Below are 22,537 nucleotides of genomic sequence, written 5' to 3'. Positions count from 1 at the left end.
CAAAAAATTTATAACTCAAGTATGTCTTCATATTGTAATTTATTTTAAAGTATAATAAAAATTATGAGCTATACAATAGATACAGTGGTTGCTATTTCCACACCTCCAGGCCGTGGAGGTATTGGAGTTATACGAATATCTGGAAAATCAGTTCCTGCAATTGCTCCTAAATTGTTAGGAAAGATGCCAAATCCCAGAAAGGCAGAATATTTGCCTTTTTTAGACACGGATGGATCCATATTAGAACAAGTAATAGCCTTGTTTTTTCCTGAACCAAATTCTTTTACCGGAGAAAATATACTAGAAATCCATGGACATGGGGGGCAAATAATCCTAGATATATTATTAGAACGTATTTTAAAAACATCCTCTGATATTCGAATAGCACACCCAGGAGAATTTACCAAACGAGCATTCTTAAATAACAAAATAGATCTTATCCAAGCAGAAGCAATAGCTGATATTATCGATGCTACTTCATATCAGGCTGCGAAATCAGCATCAAATTCTTTACAAGGAATTTTCTCTCGTAAAATACATATAATATCAGAACAACTCGCTAACCTACGCATGTACGCAGAATCATCTATTGACTTTTCAGAAGACGAAATTAGTATCATACCGTATGAAGATATAAAAAAAAAATTGAGGAACATTATAAACGATGTACAAAACATGTATAAATCAACCTATCACGGCGTTTTACTCCGTGAAGGGATAAAAATAGTAATTGCCGGAAAACCAAATGCTGGAAAATCTAGTTTATTTAATGCATTAGTTGGCATTGATAGAGCAATTATAAGTACGATATCTGGAACCACCCGAGATACATTGCATGAATATATCCAATTAAATGGAATAGCATTCCATATCACTGATACTGCTGGGCTACAAAAAAAAAGCGATAATGAAATAGAACAAATTGGGATGAAACGTACATGGGAAGAATTAAATAACGCAGATCATATATTATGGGTAATTGATCCTAACGACGAAACAGATCAGGAATATGACATCACATTAGAACACGTAGAAAAAGTGCTGTTTTGTAAAAATAAAAAAACCCCTATCACAATTATACATAATAAATCTGATTTAACCAAAAATCAAATCGGAATCAGTATAATAAATAATTATACAATTATCACGTTATCAGCTTTATTGTATGATGGAACAGACTTATTAAAAGAATATTTAAGTAATAATATCAAATTTCAAATACAGAAAGATTGCTCTTACAATCTTGCTGAAAATCAAGGAAATTTCATTGCACGTAGACGTCACTTAGATGCACTTGAAAAATCCTCTAAATACCTTTTATCTGCTCAAACACAATTATTATCTGCTATGTCGATCAATGAACTTTTTGCTGAAGATCTTGGATTAGCACATAAGGAATTAAGCAAAATTTTTGGCAAATTTACTCCTGATGATTTATTAACAAGAATATTCTCTACATTTTGTATTGGAAAATGATGACTTATAAACTCACAAGTAATTTTCATAATATTTTATAAATATAAATTTCGAAAATGAAATCGTTTTTTGCTATGATTGCATATATATATAGGTTATGTGTTAATAAACAAACACTAGGAGGTTGGTTATGCGTGACATAACCAACCTATACACTTTGACAATGATATATAAATACTTTCTTAATGAACTGTGTTCATATAACGTTTGATTGGCGAATAATTCTTAAATAAAAAATAAAATTATTTTTTATTTTTTAATCGCTTCCAATTTAAAATAGAAAATTGTCGTATTCTACTAATAATAGTTTCATTATCCGGCACATCTCGAGTTACTGTGGTTCCAGCTCCAATAGTTGCATTTTTTCCAATAGTAATTGGAGCTACCAACTGACTATCGGCTCCAATAAAAACATCATCACCAATAATAGTTTGATGTTTATTGATGCCATCATAATTGCAAATAATAGTGCCAGCTCCGATATTTACTTGATTACCAATTTCTGCATCACCTAAGTAGCTAAGGTGTTTAACCTTGGATTTCTCGCCCAATCGAGTATTTTTTATTTCTACAAAATTTCCCACATGACTTTTCTCTTTTAATTCAGTTCCTGGTCTCAACCGAACAAATGGCCCAACTTTGCTTTGGAAACTTATTGTTGTATTTTCAATTATTGAAAATGGGTATATCTCTACATCATCTGCAACTATCGTATCCTTCAATATACAACTTGCTCCTATTTTAACTCTATTCCCCAAAGAAACATGCCCCTCAATGATCACATTTATATCAATGTACACATCCTTCCCATGTACTAATGTTCCTCTTAAATCAAACCTATTTGGATCAATAATCATCAACCCTGATGATAACAAACATCGTACTTTTCTTTGTTGATATTGTTTGTCTAAATAAACGAAATCTGATTTACTATTTACTCCCATGATTTCAAATGTATCATCAGGACACATGGTATGTATAATGTAACCTGATTGATGAGCTATCTGAATTATATCTGTTAAATAAAATTCATTTTTTGACTTATGAGTTGTTAATGTACTTAACCAACTTTTTAAATGATCAGCAACAGCAATAAAAATACCAGTACTGACTTCTTTAATGTTTTTTTGATCATCATTGATTATATCATCATGTTCTATGATACTAACAACATTTCCTTCCTGGTTCCGAACAATACGCCCATATCCTTGTGGATTAGATAGTGTAGCAGTTAACATACTTATATCACATTGGGATTTAATGGCATGCAATTGTTGCAATGTTTGATAAGAAACAAAAGGAACATCGCCATATAAAACAAGAACCTCTTCGTCATCACTGATGACAGGTAACACTCTCCGAACAGCATCTCCAGTCCCAATAAGATCATGTTGCAATATCCAATGTACAGGAATTTTATATTGATCCGTATTAATTTTTTTTATTATCATTTCTCCTTTGTATCCATATACTACATATATGGAGCTAACACCTACCTGTATTACAGAATCAATCAAATGTTGTAACATAAACTTACCACCAATTTGGTGCAATACCTTTGGTGTATCAGACAACATTCTATTACCTCTACCAGCAGCAAGGATAATCGCGCTGAAATTAATATACGACATAATCTTTATATATTTTTTGTGATTCTTATTTTTGGTTATAAACTATTCTTATTACATTAAATATATAACTACATACACATAAACAGAAAAATTATTTATACAATAAATGGAGATATTATTACTAGTTACATATGCTTATTTTTTTTAGTTAATTCCATTAATCTAAGTTTTGCAATAGCTTTAGATATATCTGAAGTTATTTTAATATAATCTATATCAGAACTATGGCGATAATTTTTAATATGTTTTTCAGCTTCATATTTAGCTTCTCTGGCTTTTTTTTCATCTAATTCTTCCGCTCGGATGGCTGTATCCGCCAATATCGTCACTATAGTTCTCTGAACCTCAAGTATACCTCCAGATATATATACATATTCCTCATTATCATATGATTTGACTATGCGCAATACTCCTGGCTTAATAGACGTAAGTAACGGAGTATGACCTGGAAAAATACCCATTTCACCTTCAATACCTGTTACTTGAATTTTACGAACTACGCCAGAGAATATTTCTCTTTCAACAGAAACAACAGTTAAGTAATAAGTACATTCAGACATTCTGATATCTAAACCTTGTATCAATAAAATAAAAAAATTTAAAGAGTTTTATTTTTTTTTATAACCTCTTCGATAGTGCCTACCATATAAAATGCTTGTTCTGGAATATGATCATATTTTCCTTCTATAATTTCTTTAAATCCTTGAATAGTATCTCTTAAAGAAACATATACACCAGAGAATCCAGTAAATACTTCAGCAACAAAAAAGGGTTGCGATAAAAACCGTTGAATTTTTCTCGAACGTAATACTATTAATTTATCTTCTTCTGATAATTCATCCATACCTAAAATCGCAATAATATCTTTAAGCTCTTGATAACGTTGAAGGATAGACTTCACATCACGAGCTACATTGTAATGTTCTTGCCCTACAATCAGTGGATTTAATTGTTGACTATTAGAATCTAATGGATCTACCGAAGGATAGATACCAAGAGCAGCAATTTGACGACTTAAAACTATAGTTGCATCTAAATGAGAAAAAGTAGTAGCAGGAGATGGATCTGTAAGGTCGTCTGCAGGAACATACACTGCTTGTACAGAAGTAATTGATCCTAAACTTGTAGAAGTAATACGTTCTTGTAAAATACCCATTTCTTCTGATAATGTAGATTGGTATCCTACTGCCGATGGAATGCGCCCTAATAATGCAGAAACTTCAGTCCCAGCAAGAGTATAACGATATATATTATCAATAAATAACAATACATCATGTCCTTCATCTCTAAATTTTTCCGCCATAGTAAGACCAGTTAAAGCCACACGTAATCTATTGCCAGGCGGTTCATTCATTTGACCATATACTAAAGCAACTTTATTAATAACATCAGAGTTTACCATTTCGTTATAAAAATCATTACCTTCACGAGTGCGCTCCCCAACACCAACAAATACCGAGTAACCAGAATGTTCTACGGCAATATTACGAATAAGTTCCATCATATTTACGGTCTTTCCAACTCCTGCTCCTCCAAAAAGACCTATTTTTCCTCCTTTAGAAAACGGGCACATTAAATCAATTACTTTAATACCAGTAACCAAAAGATCTTGGTCAGTAGATAATTCGGAATAAAGTGGCGCAGATCTATGAATAGACCACTTTTCTTTTTCTTTAATTGGTCCTTTCATATCAATTGGTTCACCTAATACATTCATTACACGACCTAAAGTTTCTTTTCCTACCGGAACTTCAATAGAGTGTTTTAAATTAATTACTACTAATCCACGACGTAATCCATCTGTATTACCCATTGCAATGCAACGTACTATACCTCCACCTAATTGTTGTGCTACTTCTAATATTAACTTTTTATTAAAATCATCATCAATATGCACTTCAAGCGCATGGTATACAGTCGGTACTACATCTTGATTGAACGCAACATCAACCACCGCTCCAATAACCTGGACAATTTTTCCAGAACTCATATTAATTACACCTCTAGCTATATCTTTTAAGTTTATATTACAGAAGCTCCTGAAACAATTTCTGTAAGTTCTTCCGTAATTTTAGTTTGTCTAGCTTTATTATAAAATAACTTTAAATCATTAATAATAACTTCTCCATTATCCGAAGCTGTCTTCATCGCCATCATTCGAGCAGATTGTTCACTAGCTAAATTTTCTACTACTCCTTGGTAAACTTGGGATTCAATATATCTTTGTAATAAACTGTTTAACAAAATTTTAGAATCAGGTTCATATAAATAATCCCAATATTTAGTTTGTAACATAGAGTTTTTTGCGGAAATAATTGGAAGAATCTGTAAAATCTGAGGACTCTGAGTTAAGGTATTAACAAATTTATTATACGCTAAATATAGCCTATCTATCTGATTATTATCATACAACTGCAACATTACTCTCACAGACCCAATTAGCGCTGACATTTTAGGAGCATCTCCAATTCCACAAACACAACTGACTATCTTTGTTTGTTTTATGGAACGTAAAAAAGAAGCGCCCTTCGACCCAATAATAGCTAATCTAATCGTTTTTCCCTCGTTACTCCATTTGTTAAAATCACACAATAATGTTTTAAGCAAGTTAATATTCAATCCTCCTGTTAATCCTCTATCTGTTGAGACTACCCAATAACCAACAGATTGAATTTTTCGTTCTACAAAATAAGAATGTTTATATTCTAATGTCCCTGACGAAATATGATCAATTACTTTACGAATAGTTTCCGCATACGGTTTACTTATTAACATACGCCTCTGAGTTTGATAAATCTTAGCAGCAGAAATCATTTCCATAGCCTTGGCAATTTTTTGTATATTGCGAATGCTATCTATTTTCCCGCGTATTTCTTTTAAACCAGACATATTGCTATTCCACAAAGATCACGCACTTGAGTTTACCAAGATTGATTTGATTTAAACGTCTCAAGAATACTTTTAAATTTATTTTCAATATTAATATTATATACACCATCGTAATCAATTATTTTAATCAGCTCCTTTTCCGTATAAGTCATATACAATATTAATGCAGACTCAAAATCACTTATTTTCGAAACCTCAACATCTTCTAAATAACCATGCACCGCTGCAAACAAAATGATGGATTGGCACGAAACAGACATAGGTGCATATTGTTTCTGTTTTAACAATTCAGTTACCTTTTGACCATGCTGCAATTGCTTTTGAGTAACCTCATCTAGTTCAGAAGCAAATTGAGAAAAAGCAGCTAATTCACGATATTGAGCTAAAGCAGTACGAATTCCTCCAGATAATACCTTCATGATATTAGTTTGAGCAGATCCTCCAACTCGCGATACCGAAATACCTGGATTTACTGCGGGACGAATTCCTGAATTAAATAAATGAGATTCTAAAAAAATCTGACCGTCAGTAATAGAAATAACATTAGTTGGAATAAACGAAGAAACATCTCCAGCTTGAGTTTCAACAATAGGTATTGCAGTTAATGAACCAGTTCTTCCTATCACCTTTCCCTGAGTACACCGCTCCACATAGTCCGAGCTAACTCTAGAAGCTCGTTCTAACAAACGAGAATGTAAATAAAATATATCCCCTGGATATGCTTCACGCCCAGGAGGACGTCGTAGTAATAAAGAAATTTGACGATAAGCGATAGCTTGTTTAGAAAGATCATCGTATACAATTAATGCATCTTCCCCGAGATCTCTAAAATATTCTCCCATAGCACATCCAGAATAAGGAGCTAAATATTGTAATACAGCTGATTCAGAAGCAGATGCAATAACCACAATAGTATTGGACAATGCACGATGTTCTTCTAGTTTTTTTACAACATTAGCTACAGTTGTTGCCTTCTGACCAATAGCAACATAAATACATTTAACCCCGCTATAACGTTGATTAATAATAGCGTCAATTGCTAATGCAGATTTTCCAGTTTGACGATCTCCTATAATTAATTCACGTTGACCACGTCCAATGGGTATCATAGAGTCGACAGACTTATACCCTGTTTGAATAGGTTCATCTATCGATTTGCGATCAATTACACTAGGAGCAATGGCTTCTACCGGAAAATAACAGGAACATTGTACGACTCCTTTATTATCCACAGGAACCCCTAATGCATTTACCACTCTTCCCAACAACGCTGTTCCAACGGGAACTCTTAATATATTTCCTGTACATTTTGCCACCATGCCTTCAGACAAATTTAAATATGAACCCATAACTACAGCGCCGACAGAATCACGTTCTAAATTCAATGCTACAGCAAACTGATCTGATGGCAAAGCAATCATTTCACCTTGCATGACATTAGTTAATCCATGTATATGGATTACTCCATCCCCTACGGCAGTAATAGTACCTTCATTGCGAATCTCACACGTTATATCAAATTGAGCAATACGTCGCTTAATTAATTTACTAATTTCATTTGAATTTAATTGCATAATCTTGTTTATACCTTTTAACTACTGTTAAAATATTAAGATTGTAGTATGTGATTTAAGCGAAAAATACGTCCACGTATACTTCCATCAATCACAGTATCTCCAATACGAATAATTACACCAGCCAGTATATCTTTATCTACTTTGTGTACTGGATTCACTGTTTTAGATAAACGTTTAGCCATCATATCAGTAATTTTTTTCAGCTGATTATACTTCAAAGGCCGAGCAGAGATAATTTCTATTTCTACAGTATGAACATGTATAGAATATAAACAAGTAAACTCTTTAAACACAATTGGTAATAATAATAAACGATTATTTTCCGCCATAATATAGATTATATTTTTACTGAAGATATCAATTTTTTTCTTCTGATAATCTTCACAAATAGCAATAAATATATCTGACAATCTTTTTGATTCTAAACGTCTAAAGAATAAAGATTGTACTAGTCTATTTAGACTAATCTTAGAAAATAAATCAAGAACTGATTTCCACTTGTTTATATTTTTCTGTTCTACAGCTATATCAAATATAGCTTGAGCATACGTACGTGCAACCACAAGCATACTAGACATCTAATCCTCATATGACAACGTATTAATAATATTATTTAAAAGATCTATATCAATTACTTCATTTATAGAATGTTCTATAATTTTCTCTGCACCCTCAATTACAAGTTTGCTACTTTGCTTTCTTAATTCGTCAGTAACACGTTTTCTTTCATAAATAATCTGTTCTCGCGCTTGAGATAAAATTCTACTTTGCTCCTCTTCAGCTTCATGTTTAGCTTCATTAATTATTTGCATTTTACACTTATTTGCTTGTTTTATAATTTCTTGAGCTTTGACCCGAGCCTGTCTCAAACAAAGCAAAGCTTCAGCATTGGCACGCTCAGATTCTGTTTTAGCATGAGTAGCAGAAACTAAATTATCAGAAATTTCTTTTTGACGTTTTTCAATAATAGATATAAATGGATGCCACACATACTTCATACAAAACCAAACAAACAAAATAAATGAAATAGTTTGACCTAATATTGTTGCATTAAGATTCACAGCGCAAATCCTGATATCTAATAATCAATATAATAAATACATTCAATTAATTTTCATTATTAAACCGCAGAAAACATCACATACAAACCAAGACCCACAGTAATCATTGGTATTGCATCAACTAATCCCATAACAATAAAAAACTGAGTGCGAAGAATCGGAATAAGATCTGGTTGACGTGCAGCCCCCTCTAAAAATTTACTACCTAAAATTCCAATACCAATAGCTGCTCCAATTGCTGCTAATCCCATCATTATTGCTGCAGCAATATATATATCAAAATTTAAATGTTCCATAATAAACCCTCTGCAATCTTCTGTATTACATTATTCATTTCAACAGGGATCATGAGCTGTAGATAAATAAATCACTGTTAAAACCATAAAAATAAAAGCTTGTAATGTAACAATTAAGATATGAAAAATAGCCCATGGTAAATTTAAAACCCATTGCCCCCACCATGGTAATAAACCAGATATCAAAATAAAAATCAACTCACCAGAATACATGTTGCCAAATAATCTAAGACTAAGTGATACTGGTTTAGATAATAAACTAACAACTTCAATAATAAAATTAATAGGAATGCACGTTGGATGATTAAATGGATGATACGCCAGTCCTTTAATAAAACCACGAACACCATTAACGTAAATATTGTAATACATAACAAGTACAAATACATTTAAAGCTAACGAAGAAGTGACGTTCACATCGGCAGACGGCACAACACGCAAAGCAGGCAACCCTAACATATATTTAGCCGTAGCAGGAAATAAGTCTATGGGAAATAAATCCATGGCATTCATTAAAAAAATCCAAACAAAAACCGTCATAGATAACGGCGCAATTAGTTTATTTTTACCATGGAACATATCTTTTACGTTACTATCAATAAACAATATTACTAACTCAATAAACACTTGCAGTTTTGTGGGAACTGCATAAGTTGCCACTGTAGCCAAACGACCGAAAATTAATAAAAATAAAATAGCCAATAATATTGAAAAAAACATCGAATCTACATTTAATACCCAGAATGAAGAAGTATTCTCCGAGCTCACTAACGAAAAAGTACTTAAATCAAATTGCAGATGATATAAATGATGTCCAATATATTCTTGGGAAGTGCCTTTGATTCCTGACATAATCCACCTTTCAAAAAATATTGGCTGCAATATATTATAAATATTTTACGATGTTCTTGTGTAGTACACATTACAGCCGTAATATACAACTTGTCGCTAACATGTCTAATAAGACTAAATCATTATTATGTGTAATTTACAATGATGTTGTATTCGAGAAGAATAACAGTGCCTGCATCAACTTTTTAAAAAATTAGTGTCAATAAAAATAATAAAAACACTCTCTCTTTTACGCAATCACATACAAATGTAATAAAAGAAAATTAAAAATGGCACTATGAATTAATTAGTAAATTTTACATAATATATTACCACTTACAGAAACAAACACACGACCGAACTATAGTTTAGTGTAGGAAAAATAATTTATTTTGTAATTAATAACTATTAATACAACACATATATTTATTAAATATTATGGAATAATACACTTGTATACAACTAAAAACTCAGAGTAATCCTGTTTTTGAAAAAATTCAAAGCGTAAAATGTAGATACGTATAAATAACCGTATAATATTACAACAAACACTACACATAACAAACCATTAAAGTAGTATAATTACTATTATTATCTCTATAAAACTATTATTGGAAAAACATAAATATACCACACTCTACACGCCCAATTCTCTCCATGTAGTAACGATCACAAACACCCCATATAAGAAACAAGTAATAACCTTGATTAATAGCAAAATCCATTATTCAACAGATTAGCATGTATTATATCCTAACAAACCTTGTTTTTTTAACCAAACCAATAAATTAGAAATAGCCGCAGGAGTTATACCAGAAATGCGAGAAGCCTGACCAATAGAATAAGGTTTATAATTATTGAGTTTGTCGATGACCTCCTTAGATAATCCAGAAACAATATTGAAATCTATATCAGTCGGTAACAATGTATTTTCATTGTAAATATGTCTCTTTATTTCTTCTTGTTGATGACGAATATAACCTTCATATTTTATTTGGATTTCAATCTGCTCGAATACTTGACGATCCAATACAGATGGACCAAAAGTACTGAGTTGAGATAACTTTGTGTAATTAATTTCTGGCCTTCTCAACAAATCTTCACCATTTGCTTCATGTATCAAAGGTGTTTTAAGAAAATTGTTTAACTGTGCAACATCTGAGCTATACGGGAAAACATAAGTATTACGTAATCTCTGACGTTCTTTTTCAATATTTTCTTTTTTACAACAAAAATCTTTCCACCGTGACTCATCTATCAAACCTAACTGTCGCGCGATTTCAGTCAATCTTAAATCAGCATTATCCTCACGTAAAGACAGACGGTATTCAGCGCGAGAAGTAAACATACGATAAGGTTCTTCTGTTCCATGAGTACAGAGATCATCTACAAGCACCCCTAAATATGCCTGATCTCTTCTAGGATACCATCCTTCTTTATTTTGGGAAAATCTAGCTGCATTAATTCCGGCCAATAATCCTTGAGCAGCTGCTTCTTCATAACCAGTAGTACCATTAATTTGACCAGAAAAAAACAATCCAGAAATAATTTTACTCTCTAATGTTAACTTTAAATCACGAGGATCAAAAAAATCGTATTCAATAGCATAACCCGGCCTAACTATATCAGCATTCTCTAATCCCTGGATTGATTTAATCATTTTCATCTGTACACAAAAAGGTAAGCTAGTAGAAATGCCATTAAGATATACTTCAGGTGTTGTCAAACCTTCAGGCTCTAAAAAAATTTGATGAGCATTACGATCTGAAAAACGAGTTATTTTGTCTTCTATAGAGGGGCAATACCGAGGTGCTATTCCTTTTATTACACCTGTATACATAGGACTCTGATGTAAATTTGATCTAATTATTTCATGTGTTTTATTATTAGTATGGGTAATATAACAAGGCACCTGAGTAGGATGTAGTTTTGTAGATCCTATAAATGAAAACACAGGAATAGGATCGTCACTATATTGTGCACGTAAAGAATCAAAGTTTATCCCTTTGGTATGCACACGGGGAGAAGTACCCGTTTTTAACCGACTAACTTGCAAAGATAATTCCTTCAATCGCTCTGATAACAATGACGACGACTCCGAATCTCCAGATCGACCTCCTCTAAAATTATTCATCCCAATATGAATTTTTCCATTGAGAAAAGTTCCGGTTGTCAACACAACAGACGTACCACTAAATTTCATTCCTAATTTTGGAGTAATTACTCCAACAATTCTGTTCCTACTAACTATTAAATCTTCTACTGACGCCTGAATAACCAACAAAAATTTTTGATATTCAAGAATATTACGTATTGCTTGGCGATATAATATTTTATCTGCCTGAGCACGTGTTGCTCTAACAGCAGCGCCTTTGCTACTATTGAGTACTCTAAATTGAATTCCCGATTGATCAATAGCATAAGCCATCGATCCACCCATCGCATCAATTTCTTTCACTAAATGTCCTTTCCCTATGCCGCCAACAGCCGGATTACAAGACATTTGTCCAAGAGTATCAATATTATGAGTAATCAAAAGCGTATTACATTGCATCCTAGCAGAAGCCAAAGCTGCTTCTGTCCCAGCATGACCTCCTCCAACAACAATAACATCAAAATGAGTGGGATAGAACATACATCAACCTCATCACGTACCAACAACAACCTATCAAGAACGATCCCGAAAAATAAAAAGTTACTTTTTATTTTCAATTTAATTCCACACCACAACCACCCAGCACAAGCCACCCATAATCGGCAGCCACATCCAAGACAAGAACTCCCGCCAACAACTCCTACTTATTTTGCTGTGTGTATATTATATATTATTTCCGTTGACCGAACATTTTAACAATTATATTTAAAAAAGTTGAAAAATTCAATGAAAAGAATAGATTAAATTATCTGCTTATTGAAGATAATTTGAAGTAATATTGATTATTGTATGTAATTAGGATTGTCTTATTAAGGATCGTTATAGTAACATGTAGGATTTAGAAATAAAAACTTGAAAATAGGTTATTATTATTTATTAATTTTTTAAAAACTAAATCTATAGAAAAAATTGAATTAATATTTTTTAGTTATTTTATTATAGAAAATGGGTTCATTTTATTTAAATAGTAAATATATGTGCGTTTAATATCGTTCTGTTTTAAATAAACAAGTAGTTTTATAATCGAAATTAATATACAATCATACGTTGTAGTTAAAAATTATGAGAATTGATAATATTTTATATTACAGGCTTGTAGCTCAGGCGGTTAGAGCGCACCCCTGATAAGGGTGAGGACGGTGGTTCAATTCCACTCAGGCCTATCATAAATTGATGTATGTAATTGGTAGATAATGAGAAACGTTTGATAGAATTTGTATTCTATTTATGTTTGTATCTGCGTATGTTCAATGAATCATCTATAAACTTACGCATTAACTTGTAAATATATGGATTACAAATTATCCGTGATACTTAGGTAATGATTTTTTATTTTTTGTATTTTACTAAATACGTGTTGAAAAAAAATTAATTTTATAAATATGATTCCATATTTATGATGAAATGGGAATTTGTGATATGTATATAGGTAAAATAAACAGTTTGAAACTCAATAAATTTAGAACATACGTATACATATTAAGGTCACGACACTATGCCAGTTCGGATATTAAATAAATTGCCTGCGATACAAATTTTACAGAATGAAGATGTTTTTGTTATGCAAAAATCACACAATACTTTTAAAGAAAAAGGTTCTTTAAAAGTATTGATTCTTAATTTAATGCCAAAAAAAATTGAAACGGAAAATCAATTACTACGTTTATTATCAAATTCTCCTTTACAAATTGATATTCAATTATTGCGTATAGATGGTCATGTTTCTAAAAACACACCTATTGAGCATTTAAACAACTTTTATTGTAGTTTTCCAGATATCCAATATAAAAACTTTGATGGTTTGATTGTAACTGGTGCTCCTTTGGGATTAATTAATTTTGAAAATATAACCTTTTGGCCTCAAATTGAGCAATTATTTTTATGGGCAAAAGAGCGTATTAATTCGATATTATTTATTTGTTGGGCGGTACAGGCAGCTTTAAAAGTGCTATATAATCTTCCTAAATTTACCCGGAAACATAAATTAGTAGGAATTTACCAGCATAATACTATAAATTCACATACACTTTTAACAAAAGGATTTGATGAAAAATTTTTAGCGCCTCACTCTCGTTATTCGGATTTTCCTAAAGATGTAATTTATCGGAACACAGATTTAGAAATTTTAGCAGAATCTGATGAGGCAGGTGCATATTTGCTTATTAGTCAAGACAAGCGTTTAATATTTATAACTGGACATCCAGAATATGACGTGATGACTTTATCTCAGGAGTATTATAGAGATTTAAAATTAGGATTAAGTCCGATGCTGCCAGATCATTATTTTCCTCAAGACAATCCTAGTTTAGTTCCTAAGATCAGCTGGAGAAGTCATGCGTATTTGTTGTTTGCCAATTGGCTGAATCATTATGTACAATAAAATGTCATAAAACATTTAAATTCTTTCTGAGCAGATTGAGTGAAATAAGTAATAAACTATTATGTTTATTTTGTAAAATTAATTTATGCAATATAAATATTTTAAAATTATATAATTTCTTTAAAATTACAGTTTTGTGCTTATTGTCATTGCGCATATAAAAGATTATGTATTTTTTGATGTCTAGCGGAGATCGATGATGTTGATTGGTGTATAAAAGTATATTTACATATAATCAAGAATTTTTTAATTTACATAAATATGTGCAGATGTATATAATGCTGATATAAAAATAAATGGTTAATTTCGTATGTTTAGTTGTCTGTATAAATTTTCGTCATATTTATACACGTGAGGTACGCTAATTATATATATAAATCATCTATTACATCTATGTAGTAACCTGAACGAGTTATGGCACGTTGAATAATTTGTTTTAGATTTAATTCTTATTCACTTACTTTTGTGATAGAATATAAGAAAATGAATTATGAAAAATATAAATCCTAGTCGTACACAAGCTTGGCAACACCTCAAACAACATTTTGACGATATGAAGAGCACATCAATTAACGATTTGTTCAATCAAGATAAATGTAGGTTTGCTCATTTCTCTAAAACGTTTAATAATGAAATTTTAGTGGATTATTCAAAAAACTTAATCACGAACGAAACTATTATAAAACTAATATCTTTGGCTATTGAATGTGATCTGATAGAAGCTATTTCAGATATGTTTCATGGCGAAAAAATTAATTGTAGTGAAGATCGTGCTGTATTGCACATAGCTTTAAGAAATATAAAAAATACGCCAATTTTAGTAGATGGATTCAACGTAATGCCACAAATAAATGCAGTACTAAATAAAATGAAACAATTTTGTAATCGAGTTATTCAAGGTAATTGGATAGGTTACACGGATAAAATAATTACAGATATTGTTAACATAGGCATTGGAGGTTCCAATCTTGGGCCTTATATGGTAACTGAAGCATTAAAACCATATCGAAATCATTTAAATATGCATTTTGTTTCTAATATAGACGGTACGCATATTTTTGAAACGTTAAAAAATTTAAATCCAGAAAATACACTATTTGTGATAGCATCAAAAACCTTTACTACGCAAGAGACTATGACTAATGCGCTTAGTGCACGTAACTGGTTTTGTAAAGCTACTTCTAATGCACAACATATATCGAAGCATTTTATAGCTTTATCCACAAATACCATAGAAGTGCGTAAATTTGGTATTGATCCATCAGAAAATATGTTTAAATTTTGGGATTGGGTAGGAGGGCGTTATTCATTGTGGTCATCAATTGGTTTACCGATAATGCTATCGGTGGGAGTAAAAAATTTTGAACTGTTGCTGACTGGAGCTCATGATATGGATATGCATTTTTATAACACACCGTTACATGAAAATCTACCGGTCATTCTAGCGCTTATTAGCATTTGGTACAATAATTTCTTTCAAGTAGAAACTGAAGCCATTTTTCCTTATGATCAATATATGCACCGTTTTACAGCATATTTACAACAAGTAAATATGGAATCTAATGGAAAATGTGTAGATCGCAATGGATGCCCTGTTATATATCAGACTGGCCCTATTATATGGGGAGAACCTGGGACTAATGGACAACATTCATTTTATCAATTGCTTCATCAAGGTACTAAAATGGTCCCATGTGATTTTATCGCACCAGCAATTAGTCATAACCCTATATCTGATCATCATGAAAAATTAATATCAAATTTTTTTGCTCAAACTAAAGCGTTGGCTTTTGGAAATACACATTCAACATCAATGCAAAAATATGTAAAATATAAAAAAAATGACAAACATGAACAATGTATAGTTCCTTTTCAGTTATGTAAAGGAAATAATCCTAGTAATTCTATTTTAGTTAAAAAAATTACTCCTTATACTTTAGGAGCTTTGATTGCTTTATATGAACATAAAATATTTACGCAAGGCATTATTTTTAATATTTATACTTTTGATCAATGGGGAGTGGAATTAGGAAAACAATTGGCTGACAGTATTTTACCAGAATTAAAATATGGAAATATGATTTCTAAAAATCATGACAGTTCAACTTATGGTTTAATACATTGTTATAAATCTTGGTGTGATTGATTCGATTCTTTGATGCAAAAAACCATATCCAATCGTGGTAGACGTGTGAAATAATATGTTTTAAGTAGTGTTTTTATTATATTTAAACATTCTATGATCTTCTTAAAAAGAGATAATACATGACATTTCGAGTAATTTTTTTGTGATATAAAACCCAATAATTCGGAATTATATTAGTATTAAAAATATTTCTTTTTTTTGAAGTTTCTATATAAATCCAAGATTCTTTTTCCAATAGATTATACTTTTCTAATAAAAAAATAACTTCAGGTATAATATTATCTTGAAAAGGAGGATCAAGAAAGACGACATTATAAGTCGTAGTCGATTGTTGTAACCAAGAACGACAATCAGTATATATTACCTCACTGTTATATGCTGAAAAAAACTGCATGATTTTCATCAATGCGGTAATACAAATATGATTATTATCTAAAAAAGTTACTTTGTTAGCTCCTCTAGATAATGATTCTAGACCTAATGCACCGCTTCCAGCAAAACAATCTAAACATATCGCTCTAGAAATAATAGGATTAAGCCAACTAAATAATATTTCACGCATGCGATTAGTAGTTGGACGTATCTTAGAATTCCGAGTAATTGGTATGTTTCTTCCCTTCCATTTACCGCCAATAATCTTAATTTTTCTGGATACACTTAAATGTAATTTATTTTTCATACATCTATTATATTTTTATATCTTAAAATAATAATTCACAGGATATCTTTATTTTTTGAAATGAAAAGATTTTTTTATTATGGGCCATGAATTATCAATTTGTTTTTATGCTATATAAACCTAATTACTTATACATAAACTATAGAACTGTGACGGTTATAGTTTCTAATGTTTCGTATATCTACACTCCATTTATTTTTTGTTATACTCTTCATTAGTTGTATTTGCGCCATGCAATTATGTGTAGTGTATTACATGTAAACATTTTGTATTTTTAAAAAAAAATACAAAATAAGCAATATCAATTAAAATTGATTAACAAAGTACGTAATAAAGAACATCAAAATAAATAAAAAATAACATCGTATATGTTAATGATAATTATGAGGTAAATCTATATGAATCGTGCATATAATTTATTTAATAGACTGAAACAGAGTTTGTTGAATACTCGAAAAAAATTAGGTGATAACATAATAGAGTTAATTCGCAATAAAAGAATTGATACTGTTATATTAGATAAAATTAAGAATCAATTATTAATCGCAGATGTAAACATACATACTACCCAAAAAATCATTAATAACTTGAGAAATTATATTAGTTTTAATACTGATTGTAATGAACAATCTTTTCACGATGCATTACGTAACGAAATGTTAAAAATAGTCACACTTATCGACAAACCATTACTTTTACAAGAAAAAAAACCATTTATTATATTAATGGTAGGGGTTAATGGTGTTGGAAAAACTACTACTATTGGAAAATTAGCACATTATTACCGATTAAAGAATAAAACTGTAATGCTAGCAGCAGGGGATACCTGTAGAGCCGCAGCTGCAGATCAGTTAGAAATTTTGGGAAAACGTAGTGGTTGCATCGCAGTCATCACAAAAAATACCACTTCTGATGCTGCTTCAATAGTTTTTGATGCTGTTAAAATAGCTAAAATAAAATCTGTTGATTTACTTATTATAGATACCGCAGGTAGATTACAAAATAAAATATATGCTATGGAAGAACTAAAAAAAATTATTAGAGTAATAACAAAAATTGATGCAGCGGCACCTCATGAAACCATGTTAGTTCTTGATGCCAATATCGGACAAAATTCTATAAATCAAGTACGCATGTTCAATGAAGCTATTAAAGTTACAGGAATAATTATGACCAAATTAGACGGTAGTGCTAAAGGAGGAACTCTTTTATCTATTGCTGATCATTTTTCAATACCAATACGATATATTGGGATAGGGCAAAATATTGATGATTTACAATCATTTAAATCACACAATTTTGTTGAAGCTATTTTAAAAGAGTAAACTTAATAACAAAAACACTACTTATAATTTATATGGGTGTCTTTTAAAAATAAGATATTAATCTGAATAGCAACAAAAATATTTTTATAAATAATTATTGAAAATAATGTTATTCATATTTATGATGCCTTCAGAGAGTTTTAATTAAAAGAGACTAAGTTTGAATAATTAAAATAGCATTTATAATTTATTGAAGTAAAAAAGTCATAAAACCCAGAATATTAATTAAAAAATAAAATTTAAAAATAGCACAGATTGATAACAACAAACAAATCGACCGCATTTGTCGGTATCTGTATATTCTATCCATGATCCACGCATCATCAATGTTCATTTGAAATTCAGATTGTACTAAAATTATCTATGAGGTGTTTGATGTTATTAAGGATAATGATTAGTTATAATAGGTAATTTATGATATATTATATATAATTAGAATTAGCAATAAAATCAATGATGATTATGTATATAATATACACTATTTAAGTGTCATATATCATTTTATTGTTGATACAAAATTTTTTATAATGGTTCTGATGCAATTACATACAGACGCATGATGCACCCATAATTATCTGCGTATACATGGTTATTTTAGGAGAATACATGCCTAAATATATACAAAAAAATGTAACTTTAATTCCTCAAGGGAATTTAGAAGCTTATATAAGAGTAGCCAATGCTTATACTATGTTAACAGCAGAAGAAGAAAAAACGTTAGCTAAACGCTTATATTATAATGGTGATTTAGATGCTGCAAAAAAACTCATTGTATCACATCTAAGATTTGTTGTTCATGTTTCTCGTAATTATTCTGGTTATGGATTACCTCAGGCCGATTTAATACAAGAAGGTAATATTGGTTTAATGAAAGCTGTTCGTCGATTTAATCCAGAATTAGATGTTCGTTTAGTATCATTTGCTGTACACTGGATTAAATCCGAAATTCATGAATATGTTTTAAAAAATTGGCGTATTGTAAAAATAGCCACTACTAAAGCACAGCGTAAATTATTTTTTAATCTACGTAAAACTAAACAACGTTTAGGTTGGTTTAATGCAGGAGAAATAGAAATAGTCGCAAAAGCGTTAAATGTGACTAGCAAAGACGTGCGCGAAATGGAATCCCGAATGTCAGCGCAAGATATGACTTTTGAACAATCTGCAGATGAAGATAATCGAGGAATATCAATAGCACCTATTTTATATTTACAAGACAAAATTGTTTCCTCTAATGAAGAAGAGGAATGGATTGATCAAGTTAGTGATAAATTAAATGCAGCTATAAAGACTTTAGATAAACGCAGTCAACATATTATTCGTGCCCGATGGTTAAATGTAGATAATAAAAGTACATTACAAGAATTAGCTAATCAATACGGTGTGTCTGCTGAACGAGTACGTCAATTAGAAAAAAATGCCATGAAAAAAATGAAACTAATTATACAAAATTAATTAAAAATTTTTTTGAATTTCATTGGTGGAACCGAATAATATAAAAATTGTTAAAATGCATATATACTTATTAATTTTTAATTGTTTGATTGTAGTATATCAATTTGATATAATTCACGTTTATTAATGATTTTTTGATGTTACACATTTTTAATTTTGAAAAAAGTTATATAGTTATAGCATTAGTGTAAAGTTATTTTGCAATAACCAGATTGCCTGTTGGCGCCATAACACTTTTTTTAAATGTTTTTACTATAAATTTTTATTAGTACTTCATATAATGAAAATAGCTCATGGAGTAAATTATGACAATTGTCGGTCATATATTAGGATTTCCTCGTATTGGATTACATAGAGAACTAAAGTATGCCCTAGAATATTATTGGGATGGAAAAATCAAAGAAGATAAATTATTAGAAATAGGTCGTACATTGCGCATACGTCATTGGAAACAACAGAAAGATTCCGGTATCGACTGGACCACAGTAGGTGATTTCGCGTGGTATGATCATGTTTTAACTACTAGCTTGATGCTCAATAATATTCCAGATAGGCATCGTATTGGTCAAGAAAATATTAATTTAAATACATTGTTTAGAATAAGCCGAGGGTATTCTTTAAACAAAAAACTGATACCACCTTCGGAAATGAAAAAATGGTTTAATACAAATTATCACTATATAGTACCCGAATTTGTTCCCACTCAGGAATTTAAGCTAAATTGGACTCAATTATTTGACGAAATAGATGAAGCTTTGTCTCTAAAATATACAGTAAAACCAATACTACTTGGTCCAATTAGTTATCTTTGGTTAGGAAAAGTAAAAGGAAAAAAATTTGATCGTTTGTCATTATTACCTAATTTATTATCGGTATATCAAGAAATATTAGATATTTTATTATCAAAAAATATTGATTGGATACAAATTGATGAGCCTATACTAGTTTTGGAGCTACCATTGCAATGGCTAAATGCATATTTAAGCGCGTATGAACAACTTCATGGAAAAGTTAAATTACTATTAACTACTTACTTCGACAGCATATATCATCAATTGGATATTATTACGCAATTAAAAATAGATGGTCTACATGTGGATCTGGTTTCCAATCCTGATAATATACCTTTGCTGCATGCACGACTACCAAAACATTGGATATTATCGGCAGGAGTAGTTAACGGACGTAATGTATGGAAAACTAATTTACATGATTGGTTTAAAAAACTATACCCTTTAGTAGACGAGCGCAGACTATGGATAGGTTCTTCTTGTTCCTTATTACACAGTCCTATTGATCTAAATACGGAGATAAAATTAGATAAACACATTAAAGAATGGTTTGCTTTTGCGCTGCAAAAATGTTACGAAATAAAAATGTTATGCGCTGCGTTGAATGCTAAAAATACAAGTGGCGCGACATATGAAGATACACTTAGTGAATATTATGTTTCTAATAACTTACGATCGTATTCTAGTACAATTCATAATATACAAGTTAAGAAACGTCTCGAACATATCAATGAAATTGCCTATTCTAGATCTTCTCCGTACACAAAAAGAGTTACATTACAGCATAAGAAACTGAATTTACCATTATTTCCAACAACTACTATCGGTTCATTTCCTCAAACTGAAGAAATTCGTAAACTTCGTTCGCGCTTCAAAAATAACCAAATCAACAAAGAAGATTATCATCTTGGTATTAAGAGTTACATTAAAAAAGTTATTATGGAACAAGAAAAATTAGATTTAGATATTTTAGTGCATGGAGAACCAGAAAGAAATGACATGGTAGAATATTTTGGAGAGAATTTAAATGGATTTATATTTACCCAAAATGGGTGGGTACAAAGTTATGGTTCACGTTGTGTAAAACCTCCAGTAATTATCGGGGATATTAGTCGTTCAAAACCCATTACTATAGAATGGATAAGTTATGCTCAGTCATTAACTAATAAACCGATAAAAGGTATATTAACTGGACCTGTCACCATAATGTCTTGGTCGTTCCCACGCGAGGATATACAACGAAAAACAATAGCATTGCAATTAGCATTGTCGATACGTGATGAAGTAATAGACTTGGAAAAATCTGGCATTGGAATCATACAAATTGATGAGCCAGCTTTGCGAGAAGGATTGCCTTTAAAATGTTCTGATCAAAAACAATATTTAGAATGGGCAATTAATGTCTTTAGGATCACTGTATCATCAGTGAAAGATGATACTCAGATTCATACTCATATGTGTTATTCTGAATTTAGTGATATCATTTATGCTATTCTAGCATTAGATGCGGATGTTATCAGTATAGAAGCAGCTAGGTCAGATGAAAAAATATTAGAATCTATACGACATGTAATAAAGGATTTAAATGAAATTGGCCCAGGAATATACGATATTCATTCTCCAAATGAACCAACCCAAAATGATCTTATCAGCAGAATTAATCAATTGTTAAAATATATCCCAAAACAACGTTTATGGATTAATCCTGATTGTGGATTAAAAACAAGATCATGGCCTGAAATTAAACATTCATTGAATAATATGGTATCTGCAGCTAAATTATTGCGTAAACAATTTTATTCATCGTAAATTACGGCTAATAATTTTTATTAATTGATTGCTATA

The 22,537-nt window shown here is 30.8% G+C and carries 17 protein-coding genes and 1 tRNA gene; 7 read left to right on the top strand and 11 right to left on the bottom strand.

The annotated features are described in order from the left end of the window. Window positions 1-63: 63 nt before the first annotated feature. Window positions 64-1,476: a tRNA uridine-5-carboxymethylaminomethyl(34) synthesis GTPase MnmE gene (mnmE, locus tag M9394_RS01640; protein ID WP_250250233.1), complete on the top strand. Its 1,413-nt coding sequence runs from the start codon at window positions 64-66 to the stop codon at window positions 1,474-1,476. Between the two features lie 242 nt (window positions 1,477-1,718). Here mnmE and glmU read toward each other — a convergent pair whose 3' ends face one another. From glmU to mnmG, 10 genes are all read right to left on the bottom strand, one after another. Next, window positions 1,719-3,107 (bottom strand): bifunctional UDP-N-acetylglucosamine diphosphorylase/glucosamine-1-phosphate N-acetyltransferase GlmU, encoded by a 1,389-nt coding sequence (glmU, locus tag M9394_RS01635; RefSeq protein WP_250250231.1) that lies wholly within the window; start codon window positions 3,105-3,107, stop codon window positions 1,719-1,721. A gap of 125 nt (window positions 3,108-3,232) precedes the next feature. Then, window positions 3,233-3,667 carry a F0F1 ATP synthase subunit epsilon gene (locus M9394_RS01630; RefSeq protein WP_250247124.1) on the bottom strand — a complete coding sequence of 145 codons (435 nt, stop codon included), beginning with the start codon at window positions 3,665-3,667 and terminating at the stop codon, window positions 3,233-3,235. Between the two features lie 38 nt (window positions 3,668-3,705). Further along, window positions 3,706-5,097 (bottom strand): F0F1 ATP synthase subunit beta, encoded by a 1,392-nt coding sequence (gene atpD, locus M9394_RS01625; RefSeq protein ID WP_250250229.1) that lies wholly within the window; start codon window positions 5,095-5,097, stop codon window positions 3,706-3,708. A gap of 32 nt (window positions 5,098-5,129) precedes the next feature. After that, window positions 5,130-5,996: a F0F1 ATP synthase subunit gamma gene (gene atpG / locus M9394_RS01620; RefSeq protein ID WP_250247126.1), complete on the bottom strand. Its 867-nt coding sequence runs from the start codon at window positions 5,994-5,996 to the stop codon at window positions 5,130-5,132. Window positions 5,997-6,028: 32 nt separating this feature from the next. Beyond that, entirely contained in the window at window positions 6,029-7,570 is a 1,542-nt protein-coding gene (gene atpA, locus M9394_RS01615) for a F0F1 ATP synthase subunit alpha (RefSeq protein ID WP_250250227.1), read from the bottom strand. 35 nt (window positions 7,571-7,605) lie between these two features. Next, window positions 7,606-8,151 carry a F0F1 ATP synthase subunit delta gene (locus M9394_RS01610; RefSeq protein ID WP_250247130.1) on the bottom strand — a complete coding sequence of 182 codons (546 nt, stop codon included), beginning with the start codon at window positions 8,149-8,151 and terminating at the stop codon, window positions 7,606-7,608. Then, window positions 8,152-8,634: a F0F1 ATP synthase subunit B gene (gene atpF, locus M9394_RS01605; RefSeq protein WP_250247132.1), complete on the bottom strand. Its 483-nt coding sequence runs from the start codon at window positions 8,632-8,634 to the stop codon at window positions 8,152-8,154. Between the two features lie 59 nt (window positions 8,635-8,693). After that, on the bottom strand, window positions 8,694-8,930 hold the full coding sequence (gene atpE / locus M9394_RS01600; RefSeq protein WP_250247134.1) for a F0F1 ATP synthase subunit C: 237 nt from the start codon (window positions 8,928-8,930) through the stop codon (window positions 8,694-8,696). Window positions 8,931-8,969: 39 nt separating this feature from the next. Next, window positions 8,970-9,782, bottom strand: coding sequence for a F0F1 ATP synthase subunit A (gene atpB / locus M9394_RS01595; protein WP_250247136.1), 813 nt, complete (start codon window positions 9,780-9,782; stop codon window positions 8,970-8,972). A gap of 715 nt (window positions 9,783-10,497) precedes the next feature. Beyond that, complete coding sequence (gene mnmG, locus M9394_RS01590; protein ID WP_250250225.1) at window positions 10,498-12,396, bottom strand: tRNA uridine-5-carboxymethylaminomethyl(34) synthesis enzyme MnmG; 1,899 nt, start codon at window positions 12,394-12,396, stop codon at window positions 10,498-10,500. Between the two features lie 609 nt (window positions 12,397-13,005). On the opposite strand from mnmG, the gene M9394_RS01585 reads away from it, so the two are divergent. The 3 genes from M9394_RS01585 (at window position 13,006) to pgi (ending at window position 16,442) form a co-directional block, all read left to right on the top strand. Next, window positions 13,006-13,079, top strand: a tRNA-Ile gene (locus M9394_RS01585). Window positions 13,080-13,411: 332 nt separating this feature from the next. After that, on the top strand, window positions 13,412-14,296 hold the full coding sequence (locus tag M9394_RS01580; RefSeq protein ID WP_250250223.1) for a homoserine O-succinyltransferase: 885 nt from the start codon (window positions 13,412-13,414) through the stop codon (window positions 14,294-14,296). Window positions 14,297-14,786: 490 nt separating this feature from the next. Then, window positions 14,787-16,442: a glucose-6-phosphate isomerase gene (gene pgi, locus M9394_RS01575; RefSeq protein ID WP_250248091.1), complete on the top strand. Its 1,656-nt coding sequence runs from the start codon at window positions 14,787-14,789 to the stop codon at window positions 16,440-16,442. A 91-nt stretch (window positions 16,443-16,533) separates the two neighbouring features. On the opposite strand, the gene rsmD is transcribed toward pgi, so the two are convergent. Next, on the bottom strand, window positions 16,534-17,121 hold the full coding sequence (gene rsmD, locus M9394_RS01570) for a 16S rRNA (guanine(966)-N(2))-methyltransferase RsmD (protein WP_250247144.1): 588 nt from the start codon (window positions 17,119-17,121) through the stop codon (window positions 16,534-16,536). Window positions 17,122-17,519: 398 nt separating this feature from the next. On the opposite strand from rsmD, the gene ftsY reads away from it, so the two are divergent. The 3 genes from ftsY (at window position 17,520) to metE (ending at window position 22,501) form a co-directional block, all read left to right on the top strand. Further along, the gene (ftsY, locus tag M9394_RS01565) at window positions 17,520-18,446 is read left to right on the top strand and encodes a signal recognition particle-docking protein FtsY (protein ID WP_250250222.1); all 927 of its coding nucleotides are present in this window, start codon (window positions 17,520-17,522) and stop codon (window positions 18,444-18,446) included. Window positions 18,447-19,052: 606 nt separating this feature from the next. Beyond that, window positions 19,053-19,901 carry an RNA polymerase sigma factor RpoH gene (gene rpoH, locus M9394_RS01560; RefSeq protein WP_250250220.1) on the top strand — a complete coding sequence of 283 codons (849 nt, stop codon included), beginning with the start codon at window positions 19,053-19,055 and terminating at the stop codon, window positions 19,899-19,901. Window positions 19,902-20,206: 305 nt separating this feature from the next. Then, window positions 20,207-22,501, top strand: a complete 2,295-nt coding sequence (metE, locus tag M9394_RS01555; RefSeq protein ID WP_250250218.1) for a 5-methyltetrahydropteroyltriglutamate--homocysteine S-methyltransferase — start codon at window positions 20,207-20,209, stop codon at window positions 22,499-22,501. The last annotated feature ends 36 nt before the right edge of the window (window positions 22,502-22,537 follow it).

Origin of the sequence: Candidatus Blochmanniella camponoti (genome assembly GCF_023585825.1) — a bacterium.
GTDB lineage: Bacteria > Pseudomonadota > Gammaproteobacteria > Enterobacterales > Enterobacteriaceae > Blochmanniella > Blochmanniella camponoti.
This window is presented reverse-complemented; position numbering and strand designations above follow the sequence as displayed.

Coding starts and splice junctions, on each gene's coding strand:
- rsmD (WP_250247144.1), bottom strand. CDS start 17,121: ATGAAAAATAAATTACATTTAAGTGTATCCAGAAAAATTAAGATTATT.
- mnmE (WP_250250233.1), top strand. CDS start 64: ATGAGCTATACAATAGATACAGTGGTTGCTATTTCCACACCTCCAGGC.
- mnmG (WP_250250225.1), bottom strand. CDS start 12,396: ATGTTCTATCCCACTCATTTTGATGTTATTGTTGTTGGAGGAGGTCAT.
- atpG (WP_250247126.1), bottom strand. CDS start 5,996: ATGTCTGGTTTAAAAGAAATACGCGGGAAAATAGATAGCATTCGCAAT.
- rpoH (WP_250250220.1), top strand. CDS start 19,053: ATGCCTAAATATATACAAAAAAATGTAACTTTAATTCCTCAAGGGAAT.
- pgi (WP_250248091.1), top strand. CDS start 14,787: ATGAAAAATATAAATCCTAGTCGTACACAAGCTTGGCAACACCTCAAA.
- atpE (WP_250247134.1), bottom strand. CDS start 8,930: ATGGAACATTTAAATTTTGATATATATATTGCTGCAGCAATAATGATG.
- glmU (WP_250250231.1), bottom strand. CDS start 3,107: ATGTCGTATATTAATTTCAGCGCGATTATCCTTGCTGCTGGTAGAGGT.
- ftsY (WP_250250222.1), top strand. CDS start 17,520: ATGAATCGTGCATATAATTTATTTAATAGACTGAAACAGAGTTTGTTG.
- M9394_RS01610 (WP_250247130.1), bottom strand. CDS start 8,151: ATGTCTAGTATGCTTGTGGTTGCACGTACGTATGCTCAAGCTATATTT.
- atpD (WP_250250229.1), bottom strand. CDS start 5,097: ATGAGTTCTGGAAAAATTGTCCAGGTTATTGGAGCGGTGGTTGATGTT.
- M9394_RS01580 (WP_250250223.1), top strand. CDS start 13,412: ATGCCAGTTCGGATATTAAATAAATTGCCTGCGATACAAATTTTACAG.
- atpB (WP_250247136.1), bottom strand. CDS start 9,782: ATGTCAGGAATCAAAGGCACTTCCCAAGAATATATTGGACATCATTTA.
- M9394_RS01630 (WP_250247124.1), bottom strand. CDS start 3,667: ATGTCTGAATGTACTTATTACTTAACTGTTGTTTCTGTTGAAAGAGAA.
- metE (WP_250250218.1), top strand. CDS start 20,207: ATGACAATTGTCGGTCATATATTAGGATTTCCTCGTATTGGATTACAT.
- atpA (WP_250250227.1), bottom strand. CDS start 7,570: ATGCAATTAAATTCAAATGAAATTAGTAAATTAATTAAGCGACGTATT.